This is a genomic window from Streptomyces sp. NBC_01304, from assembly GCF_035975855.1.
Classification (GTDB): domain Bacteria; phylum Actinomycetota; class Actinomycetes; order Streptomycetales; family Streptomycetaceae; genus Streptomyces.
On sequence record NZ_CP109055.1, the window covers coordinates 4,992,404 to 5,008,564 of the forward strand.

General features: G+C 69.3%; 15 protein-coding genes. 3 read left to right on the forward strand and 12 right to left on the reverse strand.

Features of this window, described 5'->3' with window-relative positions:
* Positions 1-62: 62 nt before the first annotated feature.
* The 5 genes from OG430_RS21940 to OG430_RS21960 form a co-directional block, all read right to left on the reverse strand.
* Complete coding sequence (locus OG430_RS21940; protein WP_327354259.1) at positions 63-1,697, reverse strand: bifunctional uroporphyrinogen-III C-methyltransferase/uroporphyrinogen-III synthase; 1,635 nt, start codon at positions 1,695-1,697, stop codon at positions 63-65.
* Positions 1,694-2,653, reverse strand: coding sequence for a hydroxymethylbilane synthase (gene hemC, locus OG430_RS21945; protein WP_327354260.1), 960 nt, complete (start codon positions 2,651-2,653; stop codon positions 1,694-1,696). Before hemC ends, OG430_RS21940 begins: the two co-directional genes overlap by 4 nt.
* Positions 2,650-4,404 (reverse strand): glutamyl-tRNA reductase, encoded by a 1,755-nt coding sequence (locus OG430_RS21950; RefSeq protein ID WP_327354261.1) that lies wholly within the window; start codon positions 4,402-4,404, stop codon positions 2,650-2,652. The genes hemC and OG430_RS21950 overlap by 4 nt, the downstream gene beginning before the upstream one ends.
* Positions 4,401-5,171: a redox-sensing transcriptional repressor Rex gene (locus OG430_RS21955; RefSeq protein ID WP_327354262.1), complete on the reverse strand. Its 771-nt coding sequence runs from the start codon at positions 5,169-5,171 to the stop codon at positions 4,401-4,403. The genes OG430_RS21950 and OG430_RS21955 overlap by 4 nt, the downstream gene beginning before the upstream one ends.
* 366 nt (positions 5,172-5,537) lie before the next feature.
* Entirely contained in the window at positions 5,538-5,816 is a 279-nt protein-coding gene (locus OG430_RS21960; RefSeq protein WP_327354263.1) for a glutaredoxin family protein, read from the reverse strand.
* Between the two features lie 193 nt (positions 5,817-6,009).
* On the opposite strand from OG430_RS21960, the gene OG430_RS21965 reads away from it, so the two are divergent.
* From OG430_RS21965 to OG430_RS21975, 3 genes are all read left to right on the forward strand, one after another.
* The gene (locus tag OG430_RS21965) at positions 6,010-6,945 is read left to right on the forward strand and encodes an HAD family hydrolase (RefSeq protein WP_327354264.1); all 936 of its coding nucleotides are present in this window, start codon (positions 6,010-6,012) and stop codon (positions 6,943-6,945) included.
* Positions 6,946-7,287: 342 nt separating this feature from the next.
* Positions 7,288-8,079, forward strand: coding sequence for an ECF subfamily RNA polymerase sigma factor, BldN family (locus tag OG430_RS21970; RefSeq protein WP_327354265.1), 792 nt, complete (start codon positions 7,288-7,290; stop codon positions 8,077-8,079).
* 238 nt (positions 8,080-8,317) lie between these two features.
* Positions 8,318-9,529, forward strand: coding sequence for a DUF5667 domain-containing protein (locus OG430_RS21975; protein WP_327354266.1), 1,212 nt, complete (start codon positions 8,318-8,320; stop codon positions 9,527-9,529).
* 382 nt (positions 9,530-9,911) lie between these two features.
* On the opposite strand, the gene OG430_RS21980 is transcribed toward OG430_RS21975, so the two are convergent.
* The 7 genes from OG430_RS21980 to OG430_RS22010 form a co-directional block, all read right to left on the reverse strand.
* Positions 9,912-10,970, reverse strand: coding sequence for a lysophospholipid acyltransferase family protein (locus OG430_RS21980; RefSeq protein WP_327354267.1), 1,059 nt, complete (start codon positions 10,968-10,970; stop codon positions 9,912-9,914).
* Between the two features lie 25 nt (positions 10,971-10,995).
* Positions 10,996-12,087, reverse strand: coding sequence for an NAD-dependent epimerase/dehydratase family protein (locus OG430_RS21985; RefSeq protein ID WP_327354268.1), 1,092 nt, complete (start codon positions 12,085-12,087; stop codon positions 10,996-10,998).
* A gap of 191 nt (positions 12,088-12,278) precedes the next feature.
* On the reverse strand, positions 12,279-12,377 hold the full coding sequence (locus OG430_RS21990; RefSeq protein WP_003948845.1) for a 30S ribosomal protein bS22: 99 nt from the start codon (positions 12,375-12,377) through the stop codon (positions 12,279-12,281).
* Positions 12,378-12,499: 122 nt separating this feature from the next.
* Positions 12,500-12,709, reverse strand: coding sequence for a helix-turn-helix domain-containing protein (locus tag OG430_RS21995; RefSeq protein WP_327354269.1), 210 nt, complete (start codon positions 12,707-12,709; stop codon positions 12,500-12,502).
* A 128-nt stretch (positions 12,710-12,837) separates the two neighbouring features.
* Complete coding sequence (locus OG430_RS22000) at positions 12,838-13,653, reverse strand: phosphatase (protein ID WP_327354270.1); 816 nt, start codon at positions 13,651-13,653, stop codon at positions 12,838-12,840.
* A gap of 133 nt (positions 13,654-13,786) precedes the next feature.
* Positions 13,787-14,950 carry an acetoin utilization protein AcuC gene (locus OG430_RS22005; protein ID WP_327354271.1) on the reverse strand — a complete coding sequence of 388 codons (1,164 nt, stop codon included), beginning with the start codon at positions 14,948-14,950 and terminating at the stop codon, positions 13,787-13,789.
* Entirely contained in the window at positions 14,901-16,124 is a 1,224-nt protein-coding gene (locus OG430_RS22010) for an MFS transporter (protein WP_327354272.1), read from the reverse strand. The genes OG430_RS22005 and OG430_RS22010 overlap by 50 nt, the downstream gene beginning before the upstream one ends.
* Positions 16,125-16,161: the final 37 nt, after the last annotated feature.

A 16,161-nucleotide genomic window follows, 5' to 3' on the forward strand; every position in this document is an offset into this window, starting at 1 on the left:
TTGAGGACACCGCCCAAAGGGCGGAAGGCTTCGCAGAATTACGGGAAGGGGCGGGGAGGGGACTAAGTAGTAGCCCGCCGCCGCCGCGCACCAGGCCGACGTTCCGAGGGCCGAGTAACAGGATCCCCCGCCTCAAGAGCAGCAGCACGGCGAGCCGCGCCGAAATCGGCCAGAGCCTCCGCAAGCTTATGCACCGACGGCTCGGGAGCCATGACATCGACCCGCAAGCCATGCTCCTCGGCCGTCTTGGCCGTGGCCGGACCGATACACGCAATAACGGTCACGTTGTGGGGCTTACCGGCAATGCCGACAAGATTCCGAACCGTGGAAGACGACGTGAAGAGCACGGCATCAAAGCCACCACCCTTGATCGCCTCACGCGTATCCGCCGGCGGCGGCGACGCCCGCACGGTCCGATAGGCCGTGACGTCGTCGACTTCCCAGCCCAGGTCGATCAGACCGGCCACCAGCGTCTCGGTGGCGATGTCGGCGCGAGGCAGGAAAACACGGTCGATCGGGTCGAAGACCGGGTCGTAGGGCGGCCAGTCCTCGAGAAGCCCGGCCGCGGACTGCTCACCGGAGGGCACCAGGTCGGGCTTCACACCGAAGGCGATGAGCGCCTTGGCGGTCTGCTCCCCCACCGCGGCGACCTTGATCCCGGCGAAGGCACGCGCATCGAGCCCGTACTCCTCGAACTTCTCCCGCACGGCCTTGACCGCATTCACGGACGTGAAAGCGATCCACTCATAGCGACCCGTGACGAGGCCCTTGACCGCGCGCTCCATCTGCTGCGGCGTACGCGGCGGTTCGACGGCGATCGTCGGTACCTCGTGCGGCACCGCGCCGTACGAGACGAGCTGGTCGGAGAGCGAGGCCGCCTGCTCCTTCGTACGCGGTACGAGCACCCGCCAGCCGAACAGCGGCTTCGACTCGAACCACGAGAGCTGGTCGCGCTGGGCGGCGGCGGAACGCTCACCGACCACGGCTATGACGGGCTGGTGCCCGTCCGGCGAGGGCAGCACCTTGGCCTGCTTCAACACCTGGGCGATGGAACCCAGGGTCGCGTTCCAAGTGCGCTGACGCGTCGTCGTACCGGCGACGGTGACGGACATCGGGGTGTCCGGCTTACGGCCCGCAGCCACCAACTCGCCGGCGGCAGCGGCCACGGTCTCCAGCGTCGCCGAGACGACAACCGTCCCGTCACTGGCGCCGACTTCGGCCCAGCAGCGGTCCGAGGCATCCCGCGCGTCGACGAAACGCACGTCCGCGCCCTGGCCGTTGCGCAACGGCACACCCGCGTAAGCAGGCACGCCGACCGCGGCGGCGACACCGGGCACGACCTCGAAGGGAATGCCTTCGGCGGCGCAGGCGAGCATCTCGTCACCGGCGTTGGCGTCGAGGCCGGGGTCGCCGCTGACCGCACGCACGACCCGCTTGCCGCCGCGCGCGGCCGCCATGACAAGATTGGCCGCATCCGCGGGCGTTGATGACTCGTCAGCCGCCGCCTGCTGCGGTGTGTCGACACCTGCGCGTGCGTGTCCACGTACGACGTCGAGCACATCGGGCTCGGCGATCAGCACGTCCGCACCGGCAAGCGCCTCCACGGCGCGCAGTGTGAGCAGTCCCGGATCTCCGGGTCCGGCACCGAGGAAGGTGACGTGCCCGTGTGCGGATTGGTTCGAGGCGGTGGGGCTCAAAGTGCTCGCTCCCCCATCAGACCGGCCGCACCCTTTGCCAGCATGTCCGAGGCGAGCTCGTGGCCCAGGGCCTCGGCTTCGGCTTGCGTGGTGGGTACGGGACCGGTGGTGGACAGCTGCACCAGCGTCGAGCCGTCGATCGAGCCGACGACGCCGCGCAGGCGCATCTCCTTGACAACCTGTCCGTCGGCCAGCAGGTCGGCCAGCGCACCCACAGGTGCGGAGCAGCCGGCCTCCAGGGCGGCGAGCAGGGAACGCTCGGCGGTCACGGCGGCCCGGGTGTACGGGTCGTCGAGCTCGGCGAGTTGGGCGGCGAGCTCTGCGTTTGCCGCAGTGCACTCGATCGCCAGTGCCCCCTGGCCGGGGGCGGGCAGCACGGTGTCGACCGGGACGAGCTCGGTCACTTCATCCGCCCTGCCGATGCGGTTGAGTCCGGCTGCGGCAAGTACCACCGCGTCCAGCTCTCCCTTCCGCACATATCCGATCCGGGTGTCGATGTTGCCGCGGATCGGCACGGTCTCGATGCGCAGCCCGTGGGAACGGGCGTACGCGTTCAGCTGCGCCATGCGTCGCGGCGAACCGGTGCCGACGCGGGCCCCGTCCGGGAGCTCGGCGAAGGTCAGTCCGTCGCGGGCGACCAGGGCGTCGCGCGGGTCCTCGCGCGGCGGCATCGCGGCGACGACGAGGTCGTCGGGCTGGGCCGTCGGCAGGTCCTTGAGCGAATGAACGGCGAAGTCCACGTCACCGCGAAGCAGCGCGTCCCGCAGGGCGGTCACGAAGACACCCGTGCCGCCGATCTGCGCGAGGTGCTCCTTGGAGGTGTCGCCGTACGTCGTGATCTCGACGAGCTCGACTTCCCGCCCGGTCAACTGACGGACGGCGTCCGCCACATGCCCGGACTGGGACATGGCGAGTTTGCTCCGCCTGGTTCCCAGCCGTAGTGCTTTCTGGGTCATGGCCGCCCTCTATTCGGGTCGTCACTGTCGGCCCGGGAGACGGCGGCCACCGTCTCCGGGTCGAGGTCGAAGAGTGTGCGCAGGGCATCCGCGTACCCGGCGCCGCCGGGCTCGCTGGCCAGCTGCTTGACCCGCACGGTGGGCGCGTGCAGGAGCTTGTCGACGACGCGGCGCACGGTCTGCGTGATCTCGGCCTGCTGCCGGTCGTCCAGGTCGGGGAGGCGCCCGCGAAGGCGCGTGATCTCGCCGTCGACGACATCGGCGGCCATGGTGCGCAGCGCCACGACGGTCGGCGTGATGTGCGCGGCCCGCTGCGCGGCACCGAAGGCGGCGACCTCGTCGGCGACGATGGTCCGCACCTTGTCCACGTCGGCGGCCATCGGCGCATCGGCGGAGGCTTCGGCAAGCGACTCGATGTCGACGAGCCGCACTCCGTCGATGCGATGCACGGCGGCGTCGATGTCACGCGGCATGGCGAGGTCGAGCAGCGCGAGCCGCACGTGAGCCCCCACCGTGCCCCGCGTGCCCACCGCAGCCGCAACACCGGCCCCGGCGGCAAGCTCGGCCCCCCGCTCCAGCTCGGCCACGCCTTGCGCATACAGGGCGTCCGGCCCGAGCTCCACACCGTGCCCAGGCGCAAGCAGGGCGTCCTGCCCGCCCTGCGAACCGCCGTCCAGACCCTGCGCATCCACAGGCAGGGCTTCCCCCACCCCACCCTGCGGGCAGTCGTGCCGCAGGGCGGCACGGGTGGGCGCAGCCGCAGGTGCCGGATCACCGGTAATCGCGCCCGACTGCAAGTCGACCGACCCGGCATCGGCAAGCCGACCATCCTGAGCAGCAGCAGCCGCCGCAAGCCGTGCGACAAGGCTCCCATCCGGCGCCAGCAAGCTCCCCGAGGGCGAACCCTCACCGGAAACCGGCCGAGCCAGCGCAGCCGCAACCGCGTCGGCGGAAAGCACCAGCCCCGTAGCCCCGGTACAGGACACCGCTACGTCGACTCGTGTCAGCTCATCGGCCACGAACTCCATGGCCACGGCGCGCGCGGCAACACCTTCGGACTCCACCAGATTGCCGGCCAGGCGCTCCGCCCGGTCCAACGTCCGGTTGGCCACGACCACTTCGGCCACGCCCACGCGAGCCAGCGTCGCCGCGGCCAGCGAAGACATGGACCCGGCCCCGATGACCAGCGCCCGCTTCCCCTTGGCCCAGCCCTCGACGGAGTCCCCGGCAGCGAGCTGCTCAAGACCGAACGTCACAAGGGACTGCCCGGCACGGTCGATACCCGTCTCGGAGTGCGCCCGCTTACCGACCCGCAGCGCCTGCTGGAACAGATCGTTCAGCAGCCGCCCGGCCGTGTGCAGCTCCTGGCCCAGGGCGAGCGCGTCCTTGATCTGCCCGAGGATCTGCCCCTCCCCGACCACCATGGAGTCGAGACCGCAGGCCACCGAGAACAGGTGGTGAACGGCCCGGTCCTCGTAGTGCACGTACAGATAAGGAGTGAGCTCCTCGAGCCCGACACCGCTGTGCTGCGCGAGCAGCATGGAGAGCTCGGCGACACCCGCGTGGAACTTGTCCACGTCGGCGTACAGCTCGATCCGGTTGCACGTGGCGAGCACCGTCGCCTCCGCGGCCGGCTCCGCGGCCACCGCGCCGTGCAAAAGCTTGATCTGCGCGTCGGAGTCGAGCGCGGCCCGCTCCAGAACGCTCACCGGCGCACTGCGGTGACTGAGGCCGACTACCAGGAGGCTCATGCCGGCATCACGGCGGGTACGTCCCCGTCGGGTCCCTTGCGGTCGGCGGCGGCCCCGCGCGCGGCGGGCGGCACGGCGGCGGCCTCGGCCGAGGCGGCGGCTTCCTCGCCGGCCTTGCGCTGCTCGTGGAAGGCGAGGATCTGCAGCTCGATGGAGAGGTCCACCTTGCGTACGTCGACACCGTCCGGCACCTGCAGGACGGTCGGCGCGAAGTTCAAAATAGAAGTGACCCCGGCAGCGATGAGCCGCTCGCTGACCTGCTGGGCCGCACCCGCCGGCGTAGCGATGACGCCGATGGAGACACCGTTGTCCTCGATGATCTTCTCGAGGTCGTCGGTGTGCTGCACGGGCATCCCGGCGACGGGCTTCCCGGCCATCGCGGGATCGGCGTCGATCAGCGCGGCCACGCGGAACCCGCGCGAGGCGAAACCGCCGTAATTGGCAAGCGCGGCGCCGAGGTTACCGATACCGACGATCACAACCGGCCAGTCCTGGGTCAGACCCAGTTCGCGGGAGATCTGGTAGACGAGGTATTCGACGTCGTAGCCCACACCGCGCGTCCCGTAGGACCCGAGGTAGGAGAAGTCCTTGCGCAGCTTCGCGGAGTTGACCCCCGCGGCGGCCGCGAGCTCCTCGGAGGAGACCGTGGGAACCGAGCGCTCCGACAGTGCGGTCAGCGCGCGAAGGTACAGCGGAAGCCTGGCGACAGTGGCCTCGGGAATCCCTCGGCTGCGGGTCGCCGGTCGGTGAGTTCGGCCAGTTGCCACGGTGCTCCTGCGGGTAGAGCGGGGCTGCAGGCGGCCACTTGTCCCAGGACCGCCCCGTCGAATGCAGGCTATGTCTTTGTGAACGCGTGCACAAAGATGGTGTCCGCTTTGTCCGGCCAAAGTGACCGGCGTCACGCGCCACTTGCGCACGTTCACGGAACCGTCAGGCAGGCACCGACGTCGCGTACCCAAAGGGGGCAAAACCGTACACACTCCTCACGATTTCCTAGCCCCCGAGTCCCAAATCGACCCCGATCGTAAACGACTTTTAGGACCAGCCGGTCAGTTCCGGCCTCCGGACGACCTTCCGGAGATCCACAAGGAAGGCAGTTTCCTGCCATTCCGCAGTCCGGCCCGAGCTCCGAACTACGCGGTGAGCGCCCGACGTAGACGATCTTCGTTCACACGCCAGAAGTCGTGCTGGGCACCATCCACAAGCACCACCGGGATCTGCTCCCAGTACTTACGGTGCAGTTCCGGGTCCTCGTTGATGTCCTTCTTCTCCCAGGCCGCTCCCGTCTCCGCGCAGACCTTCTCGATCACTTCCTGTGCCGCATCGCACAGATGGCAGCCGGGCTTGCCGATCAAGGTGACCGTCCGGTCCTCGGGCTTCTTCTTCGGCGTCCGTCGAAAAATGGGGCTCATACGTTCATTCTCGCGCGCCCGGGCCCACTCGTACGCCGGTCGCACGCCCCCGACCGGCCGCCGCGACGCGCCGCACACGCCACTGCCCGACCCGCCCCCGATCACCCTCTTAACGGCGCGGTAGCGGACTGTTCACAGGCTCCGAATCCGCTCGACTCCAAAGCCTGCGAACAGACTGACTATGCTCACGGACATGGCCGCTCTCGGATGGCTCACCCCCCGTAGGCGCTCCGCCACAGCGCGCAGCGTCCTGGCAGGCGAGGCCTCGGCAGAGGCAGCGCGCAAGTCCTCGCAGGAGTTGGAGGAGCTTGCGGCAGCAGCCGCCGAGCCCGAAGAGCCAGAATTTCCCGTCGCCGGCGACGACAAGGCCGCCGCCTTCTTCGACCTCGACAACACCGTGATGCAGGGCGCCGCGATCTTCCACTTCGGCCGCGGCCTCTACAAGCGGAAGTTCTTCCAGCGCCGCGAACTGACCAAGTTCGCCTGGCAGCAGGCCTGGTTCCGCCTTGCGGGCGTCGAGGACCCCGAGCACATGCAGGACGCCCGGGACTCCGCCCTGTCCATCGTCAAGGGCCACCGTGTCGCCGAACTCATGAGCATCGGCGAGGAGATCTACGACGAGTACATGGCCGAGCGCATCTGGCCCGGCACCCGCGCCCTCGCCCAGGCCCACCTGGACGCGGGCCAGAAGGTCTGGCTGGTCACGGCGGCTCCCGTCGAAACCGCGACGATCATCGCCCGCCGCCTCGGCCTGACCGGCGCCCTCGGCACGGTCGCCGAGTCCGTGGACGGCATCTATACGGGAAAGCTCGTCGGCGAACCCCTGCACGGCCCCGCGAAGGCCGAGGCGGTGCGCGCCCTGGCCGCCGCCGAGGGCCTGGACCTGGCCCGCTGCGCCGCGTACAGCGACTCGCACAACGACATCCCCATGCTGTCCCTGGTCGGGCACCCGTACGCGATCAACCCCGACAGCAAGCTGCGCAAGTACGCACGCGAAAGGGAATGGCGGCTCCGCGACTACCGGACGGGCCGCAAGGCGGCCAAGGTCGGCATCCCCGCGGCGGCCGGAGTAGGCGCCCTCGCGGGCGGCACCGCGGCCGCGATCGCCCTGCACCGCCGCCGCCGCTGACGCTCCGCACTCGCGCACGGCGGGAACCCGGGCATTCCTGCGCCCTTACCCGCGCACGTCTCCCGCCAGTCCTCTTGACGCCACTCCCGCCAAATCGGCCACAACACGCCCTGCGCTCAGACAGATCACGGTCTAATCCGATCAACAACCGCTCACTCACTGGTACTTGAAGCGACGAAGATCGGTTACAGAAGCGACGTAATCGGTGATTTGAGCAACTGGGTGTAGCGCTGCCTGTACGAAGCGTTATTCTCCTCAGACGCATTAAGGACCCCACCAGTCGCTACGACGGGTGAACGGTCCCGCACTGCACGTGATGGAAGCTCTGCCTCTGGGAGTCCCGTGTACCCACACGTCGGGGTTGACGCCTCGGGCCTGGCTACGCTGCGCGCATCGGTCCTCGACCGCTTGCGCGGCTTCGTCCCCACCGCGTACGCCGCCGCCCCTGCCTTCGCCGTCCCTGCACCAGCAGGACCTTGTTATGCCCTGGCCGAAGGAAGTGCAGCAGTCGGCAGACGAGCGCGCTCCGGCGCAGGCACCACCAGTAGTACGCCCACCACCGCCCGCCGTCCCGCAGCGGACAGCGACAGCGCCCGCATGATGGATCTGGTCGAGCGCGCCCAGGCCGGCGAGGCCGACGCCTTCGGCCGGCTCTACGACCAGTACAGCGACACCGTGTACCGCTACATCTATTACCGCGTCGGCGGGAAGGCCACCGCCGAGGACCTGACCAGCGAGACCTTCCTGCGCGCCCTGCGCCGGATCGGCACCTTCACCTGGCAGGGCCGCGACTTCGGCGCCTGGCTGGTGACGATCGCCCGCAACCTGGTCGCCGACCACTTCAAGTCCAGCCGCTTCCGCCTGGAAGTGACCACGGGCGAAATGCTCGACGCCAACGAGGTCGAGCGCAGCCCCGAGGACGCCGTCCTGGAGTCCCTCTCCAACACCGCACTGCTCGAAGCGGTGCGCCGCCTCAACCCGCAGCAGCAGGAGTGCGTGACCCTGCGCTTCCTGCAGGGCCTCTCCGTCGCCGAGACCGCGCGCGTGATGGGCAAGAACGAGGGCGCGATCAAGACCCTGCAGTACCGCGCGGTCCGCACCCTGGCCCGCCTCCTGCCGGACGACGTCCGGTAGATCAAATAACCACTGAGTAACCGCCGGATCACCGGCGGTTACTGGACTATGCCGTCATCAGTCCGATCATCTTTCGTCCGTAACCCAAGTGCCGCGACGGTCGTTGAGCGGGATGCAGGCTCCCTGTGGTCGCTGCCCTTCCCACCACCGCTCACTCGATCGTGTGGATGGGCTCGGAGCGTGCAACCCTCAGGACCCCCTGGGGAGTCGGACGTCATGACGAGAGGAGGTGCCGCCAGTGATCGCAAATGTTTCGGCACACCGGCGGGCGAACGCCTTCGCCCAGGCCCTGGAGGATCGAACCGACCAGGGCTCGGCGGCCGAGCAGTCAGCAGGCCCGGAAAGCTCCGCATCTGCCGAACAGGCAGCGCAGAGCCGGATGTTGGCCCTGGCGGGCGGTCTCGGCGAGCTGCCGAAGCCGGAGCTGGACCCCGAGGTGAAGGTGGTCCAACGCGCCCAGCTGGTGGCCGCCATGGAGGCGATGCTGCAAGAGGGCACCGCGGCGGGCGGTGACGGCATCGGAGCCTCGGTGCCCGAGCAGCGCACCCGCGGCAAGGGTGCCCACCGGGCGGTGGGACTGCGGAAGTTGAAGCCGCGCTCCCGCCTGTCCAAGGGCATCGCGGCCGGCGGACTCACCGTCGGGGTCGCCGCAGGCGCCTTCAGCGGAGTGGCCGCGGCCAGCTCGGACGCCCTCCCGGGCGACTCGCTGTACGGCCTGAAGCGTGGCATGGAGGATCTCAAGCTCGGCATGGCCGACGACGACTCCGCCCGCGGCGAGATCTACCTCGACCAGGCCTCGACCCGCCTCCAGGAGGCCCGCCGCCTCATGGAGCGGGGCCGCTCGGGCCAGCTCGACCACGAGTCGGTGGGCGAGGTGCGGCGCGCGTTGAACGGCATGCAGCACGACGCCACCGAAGGCCACAAGCTGCTGCACCAGGCCTATGAGCGGGACGGCTCCATCGGCCCCATTCAGGCCCTGTCGAGCTTCTCCCGCTCGCACCGCACCAGTTGGAGCGCCCTGCGCAACCAACTGCCCGTCCAGCTCACGGACGTCAGCGAGCAGGTCAGCTCGGTCTTCGACGCCATAGACGAGGAAGTCGGCCCGCTGCAGTCCCTGCTGCCGACCACCCCGCAGCAGCCGGGGCGCACCCCCGGCACCAGCGACCGCACGGGCACCGGCGCCGGCAGCGAGGACAGCGCGAAGCCCAGCACGGCCGGCACGTCCCGCGGCCCCACCGGCGCCGAAAGTAAGCCCCGCCCCTCTGCCTCCGGCAGCGCAGGCGAGGGCCTCCTCGGCGAGAACACCGGCGGCCTCCTCGACCCACCCAAGGACGACTCGAGCCCCACCCCGGGCAAGAGCTCGACCACGGAGCCGGACATCACCCTGCCTCCGGTCCTACCCGGCTTGCTGCCGGGCTTGGGCATCGACGGCGAGGACACCAAGAAGTAACCACCGAAGGTGGGGGCGGGCTGATCCATCAGCCCGCCCCCACCTTTTCCTCAGCTGCCCGCTTCCGCGTTCTCCTCAGCTTGCCGCCCGCTGCTTTCCCCTCAGCTCGCCGTCGGCCGCCTTCTCCTCAGCTCGCCGTCCGCCGCTTTCCCCTCAACTGGCCGCGTCCGCTGCTTTCCCCTCAGCTCGCCGTCGGCCGCCTTCTCCTCAGCTCGCCGTCCGCCGCGGCTGCTTTCTCCTCAGCCCGCCGCCTTCTTCCCAGCCCGTCCGGCGTTTGAGGACATCTGTGACCGTCGTTGAAGCCGGCGGCAGCCTTACGGGAAGGGGCGGGTAGGGGACCCAGCCCGCCGCAGGCGCAACGAACCCGAGCGCAACAAACCGGTCAGAAGAACACCGACCGCCGCTGCACCAGCAACTTGTACAGCGTGTGCTGTATCTGCTCCCGCACCTGATCGGTCAGATTGAACATCAGCATCGGATCCTCAGCAGCCTCAGCCGGATAGGAATCCGTGGCTATCGGCTCGCCGAACTGAATCGTCCACTTCGTGGGCAACGGCACCGCCCCGAGCGGCCCCAACCACGGAAACGTAGGCGTGATCGGGAAGTACGGAAACCCGAGCACCCGAGCCAGCGTCTTCGCGTTCCCGATCATCGGGTAGATCTCCTCGGCCCCGACGATCGAGCAAGGAACGATCGGCGTCCCCGCCCGCAGCGCGGTGGACACAAACCCGCCCCGCCCGAAGCGCTGCAGCTTGTACCGCTCCCCGAACGGCTTCCCGATCCCCTTGAAGCCCTCGGGCATCACACCCACCAGCTCACCCCGCTCAAGCAGCCGCTGAGCATCCTCGGCGCAGGCGAGCGTATGCCCGGCCTTCCGCGCGAGCTCATTGACCACCGGCAGCATGAAGACCAGGTCGGCCGCGAGCAGCCGCAGATGCCGCTCCGCAGGATGGTTGTCGTGCACCGCGACCTGCAGCATCAGCCCGTCGAGCGGCAACGTCCCCGAGTGGTTGGAGACGATCAGCGCCCCACCCTCACTCGGAATGTTCTCAATGCCCTTCACTTCGACCCGGAAGTACTTCTCGTACACGGGCCGCAGCATCGACATCAGGACCTGATCGGTGAGCTCCTGGTCATAGCCGAACTCGTCGACCTCGTACTCCCCCGTCAGCCTGCGCCGCAGAAAGGCCAGCCCACCGGCGACCTTCCGCTCCCAGCCACCGCCACCCCCGGCAGAGGGCACGGCCTGCTCGGAACCGGCCTCGGCAGCCGAAGGCTCAGGCTCCGCCTCCCGCTGCCGGGGAAGGGACTTCACCTCCCGTACGGTCGCGGGCTCGCCCTTCCTGCGCCCGGTGGTCCGGCGCCGCGCCGAGCGGGGCGTACCGCCGCGTGAGCGGTCGGCAGCACCCTCGTCGAACGGAATGACCTTGGCGTCCGCCATTGTTGATGCGCTCCTCGTTTGCGCTCTACTCGGCGCTCTGGTTGGCGCTCTGCGTCGGCTGCGTAGAACCGTCGGGCTGTCCGCCGCCGCCCGCGAAGGGCAGCGCGGCAACCCGGTCGATCGCCCCCGCCAGGGCCTGGGGCGGCAGCAATCCAGGACCACGGCTGCGGGCGAAGTCCGCGAACGTCTCCGCGGTGGTGTACTTCGGCCTGAATCCCAGTGTCTCGCGCATCTGCCCGGTGGCCACGACCCTGCCGTGCGTGAGCAGCCTCACTTGTTCCGGCGAGAAGTCGGACAGGCCGACGGTACGCAGCGCCGCACCGGCCCAGGTGACGGCGGGCAGCAGCACGGGGACCGTGGGCCGGCCCAGGCGCCGCGAGCACTGCGAGAGCAGCAGCACCCCGTCGCCGGCGACGTTGAAGGTCCCGCTGTTGAGCGTCCCGCGCCGGGGATCGTGCGCGGCGATCCGCAGCACCTCGATCACATCGTCCTCGTGCACGAACTGCAGCCTCGGGTCATAGCCGAACACCGTCGGCAGGACCGGCAGCGAGAAGTACTCGGCGAGCGGCGAATCCGCGGTCGGCCCAAGGATGTTCGCGAAGCGCAGCACGCACACCGCGACATCGGGCCGGCGCCGCGCGAAGCCGCGTACGTACCCCTCGACCTCGACCGCGTCCTTCGCGAAGCCGCCGCTGGGCAGCGACTTGGGCGGCGTCGTCTCGGTGAAGACGGCGGGGTCGCGCGGCGCGGAACCGTACACATTGGTGCTGGACTTCACGACCAGGCGCCGGACCGTCGGCGACTTCTGGCAGGCACCGAGGAGCTGCATGGTGCCGATGACGTTGGTCTCCTTGACCGAGGTCCGGCTGCCGCTGCCCAGCGCGGTGCCGGTCACGTCCATGTGCACCACGGTGTCCACGGCGTGCTCGGCGAGCAGCCGGGCGATCGTGGGCTGGCGGATGTCGGCCTGCAGGAACTCGGCTCCGCCCAGATGGTGCTCGGGCGGTATCGCATCCACGGCGATCACCCGGTCCACCTCGGGATCGCGCTGGATCCGCCGCACGAAGCGGCCCCCGAGCTGCCGGGCCACCCCGGTCACGAGCACGACCTTCCCCAAGATCAGCGCCTTCCTTCCAACCCTCGCCCTGGCAGCCACCGTAGCGGGTGGATGTTGCGCTGTGATGACCCCCAGCCATCTCCTGTCACCACGGAAACGCCATCTCCCCGCCCTGGAAGCGGTCCTGGGAACGGCCGAAGCCCCCCACCATGACGGCAGGGGGCTTCGGTGCGCGCTGTTTCAGCGGCCGCTTACTTCTTGTTGCGACGCTGAACGCGAGTGCGCTTGAGCAGCTTGCGGTGCTTCTTCTTAGCCATCCGCTTGCGCCGCTTCTTGATAACAGAGCCCACGACTACCCTCGCTCACTTCTCTTCACTCGGTGCGGGGCAGAATGGGCCCACACGACCTACGAGGGGCTAGCCTACCCGGCCGAGCGCTGAGGCTGTAATCGAGGTTCATCGGCCATGCACTCTCAGCCGGTTTCGATCCCCACGAACGAGTCACGAAGGTACTCGTGCACAGAGTTCTCCGGCACCCGGAACGACCTCCCCACCCGGATCGCAGGCAGATGACCGCTGTGTACCAGGCGGTACACGGTCATCTTCGACACTCGCATCGCCGAGGCGACTTCCGCCACGGTCAGGAAATGCACCTCGCTCAGAGGCCTCTGGTCAGCAGCCATGACACACCTGAACCTTCCGCACATGACGGGCACCGGCTTCCCCTTCCGGTGACTCCTCGTCGCTGTGCGCTCACTCCCAGAGTAGGGGCCTGTGGTGCGAGTGGGGAAGAGGAGCTGCGATCGACCGCCTACTGGGACAGACACGCTCGATTGATTACATAGCGAGTAAGCGGTCGGTAGTAATCAGACCGCACAGCGTCATCAAGCGGAACGGCGACGGACACCCGCCCCTCGGCCTCTCCGACGAACAGCGCGGGATCATCCGTATCCGCCAGTCCGATCGCCTCAATACCTAGCTGACCTGCACCGCAGACCCAGCCGTGGTCCCCGACGACGAGCTCCGGCAGCGGCCCGCCGGCCTCCGCAGCGGCCGCCAGGACGGTGCGAACCGGCAGTGGCGAGTGGGTATGTGCGCCGGTCGCACAACCGGCGCCCCCAGCTCCGGACTCCCGCACCAGCGCGACTCCTCGTACGTAGTCAAGGTTGTACGTACGTAGTCCGAACCGGGTCGTTATGTCGACAGAGCCACCCTTCGCCGGAGTGAGAACGGGACAGCCGGCCGCCGACAGGGCGTCTGCCAACTCGGCGTAGAACCCGAGAAGTCGATGCGGATGACCGGTCCCGAACAGCACCGGAGCCTGCCGTTCCACCGCCACCCGCAGCCGCGCGGCGAACGCGTCGAGCGCCGCCAACGTCCGTTCGGGGTCGATGACATCGGGCCCCGAGGTGTGCCGCGGGTCGGGCGAGACCCCGCACTTGTCGGCCATCAGCGCGATCAGATCCCGGTCGCGCCACGACCATTCGGGATCGAGTCCGAGCAGTACGCGTGGGTCCCGGGCGGCGAAGAGCCGATAGCTGCGCAGGCTCTCCTCCCGCGAGGTGGCCACCGGACCGGCGAGCCGGGCCGCAAGGAGATGGGCGCGCAGGGCGCCGGTGCTCAACACGCCCCGATGCTGCCGCACTCACCCCGAAGGGGTCCCCAAAACCCCGGATATGCCCCACAGTTGGGCTAACGCGGTGTAGTGGTTCAACGCCGCAACGTAAGCGGAGGACTGCTGGGACAGCGGCAGCGAACCGCTACGGCAGCAGCCCCCGCAGCGGGAACACAGCCCGCCGGGTCGCCAGAATCGCCTGGTCGAGGCGGTCGGCGGGGTCGTACCCGTCCTCCCAGTCCTGCCACTCGGGCACCCTGCCGTCGGTCATCCTCGAGGGCGCCAACTGCCTTGTCCGGGCGAACACTTCATGCCGCCACTCCTCGGGCACCTCCGCCTCGGGAGCGATCGGCCGCCCCGCCGCGATCGCGACGAGATGCGTCCAGGACCGCGGGACCACGTCCACCACCGCGTATCCGCCGCCCCCGAGGGCGACCCAACGCCCGTCCGCGTACTCATGTGCCAGGTCATGGCAGGCGACCTGCACGGCCCGCTGCGCGTCCAGCGACACCGCCAGGTGCGCCAGCGGATCCTCGAAGTGCGTATCGGCACCGTGCTGGGTGACGAGGACCTGTGGCCGGAACTCGGCGAGCAACTCGGGCACCACCGCGTGAAAGGCGCGCAGCCACCCGGCATCGCCCGTCCCGGCCGGCAGCGCCACATTCACCGCGCCGCCCTCCGCCGCACCGGTCTCCTCCGGCCACCCGGTCTGCGGAAAGAGCGTCCGCGGATGCTCGTGCAGCGAGATCGTCAGAACCCGCGGGTCCTCCCAGAACGCCGCCTGTACGCCGTCCCCGTGGTGCACGTCCACATCGATGTACGCGACCCGCTCGGCCCCCAACTCAAGGAGCCGCGCGATCGCGAGGGCCGCGTCGTTGTAGATGCAGAACCCGGCGGCACCCCCCGGCATCGCATGGTGCAGCCCACCGGCGAAGTTCACCGCATGCGCCACATCGCCCCGCCACACCGCCTCGGCCGCCCCCACGGACTGCCCGGCGATCAGCGCGGACACCTCGTGCATCCCGGCGAAGGCCGGATCGTCCACGGTGCCGAGGCCGTACGACCCGTCGGCCGACCCGGGATCGGCGGAAGCGGCCTTGACCGCCTCCACATAGTCCTCGCGGTGCACGAGCCTGAGCGTCGAATCCCCGGCCGCCTTCGCCGACACGACGTCCAACGCCTTGTCCAGCCCGAACGCTCCGACGAGGCCCCGGGTCAGCGCGAGCCGCACCGGGTCCATCGGATGCTCGGGCCCGAAGTCATAGCCCGTTACTGCCTCGTCCCACATCAGCTGTGCGCGGCCGCTCATGCCCGTCACCGTATCGGTCCCCCTCCCCCGCGAAGGAGCGGGCATACACCAGCGTCACCAGGACCAGGAGCATGGGCACGACCATCGCCCCGCGATAGCTCCAGGCATCCCCGATCGCCCCCACGAGCGGCGACCCGACCAGGAAGCCCACGTAGTTGAAGATGTTGAGCCGCGCGATCGCCTGGTCCGAGTTCCCGGGGAACAGCCGCCCCGCCGCCGCGAAGGTCTGCGGCACGATCACACAGAGCCCGAGCCCGAGGAGCGTGAAGCCGAGCATCCCCACCCAGGGCCCGGGCGCCACGGCCACCACCGCGAACCCGAGGGCCGCGACCACGGTCCCCGTCCGCACCACCACGACGGCCCCGAAGCGCCGCACCCCCAGGTCCCCGACGGCCCGCCCGATCAGCGTCGTGACCATGTAGATGTTGTACGGAACCGTCGCCAGCTCCTCCGAACTGTGGAGCACGTCCTCCAGGTACTTGGCACTCCAGTTGGAGACGGTCGAGTCACCGATGTAAGCGAAGGTCATCACCAGGCAGAGCGGCAGCAGCAGCTTGAACACCAGCGGCTTGGCCCGGTCCTCGCCGGCCTCGCCCGTCTCCTTGCCGCCCGCGTCCGCATCGGCGTACCAGCGACTGGCGATCAGCGCCCCCGGCAGCAGCAGTGCCACGGCGGGCAGATACGAGACGAAGAGCGACAGATGCCAGTGCGCCCCCGCCCAGGCGATCGACGCTCCGGCGATCCCGCCCAGGCTGTACACGGCGTGGAAGCCGAGCATGATGCTGCGGCCGTAGGAGCGCTGCAGGCTGACGCCCAGCATGTTCATGGACGCGTCCAGCGCACCGACCGCGAGCCCGAACGCCCCCAGGGCAAGGCCCGCTTCCCACATCTCGCTACCGGCCCCGACCCCGAGCAGCGCCAGCAGCACCACGGGCTGCGACCAGCGCAGCACAGTGGTGGGCCGCACCCTTTTGACGAGGTGCTCGGTGGTGACGCTGCCGACTCCGGCGAGGATCGGCACAGCAGCGAGAAAGGCGGGCAGCAGCCCGTCGGATATCCCGTACCGGTCCTGGATCGCGGGAATTCGCGTCACAAGAAGGGCAAAAGTCACACCCTGAACAAAGAAACTGACCGCCAGGGAAGCCCTGCCGTGCCGCAACCGCGCATCCGTCATGAGCGGAGAGCGTAAGGCCGTTCGCTACCGACCGGTA

What these genes read in the sequence shown, in the direction of transcription:
- OG430_RS22010 (WP_327354272.1), bottom strand. Translation starts at nt 16,124, where the DNA reads ATGACGGATGCGCGGTTGCGGCACGGCAGGGCTTCCCTGGCGGTCAGT.
- OG430_RS21965 (WP_327354264.1), top strand. Translation starts at nt 6,010, where the DNA reads ATGGCCGCTCTCGGATGGCTCACCCCCCGTAGGCGCTCCGCCACAGCG.
- OG430_RS21995 (WP_327354269.1), bottom strand. Translation starts at nt 12,709, where the DNA reads ATGGCTGCTGACCAGAGGCCTCTGAGCGAGGTGCATTTCCTGACCGTG.
- OG430_RS21950 (WP_327354261.1), bottom strand. Translation starts at nt 4,404, where the DNA reads ATGAGCCTCCTGGTAGTCGGCCTCAGTCACCGCAGTGCGCCGGTGAGC.
- OG430_RS21960 (WP_327354263.1), bottom strand. Translation starts at nt 5,816, where the DNA reads ATGAGCCCCATTTTTCGACGGACGCCGAAGAAGAAGCCCGAGGACCGG.
- hemC (WP_327354260.1), bottom strand. Translation starts at nt 2,653, where the DNA reads ATGACCCAGAAAGCACTACGGCTGGGAACCAGGCGGAGCAAACTCGCC.
- OG430_RS21980 (WP_327354267.1), bottom strand. Translation starts at nt 10,970, where the DNA reads ATGGCGGACGCCAAGGTCATTCCGTTCGACGAGGGTGCTGCCGACCGC.
- OG430_RS22005 (WP_327354271.1), bottom strand. Translation starts at nt 14,950, where the DNA reads ATGAGCGGCCGCGCACAGCTGATGTGGGACGAGGCAGTAACGGGCTAT.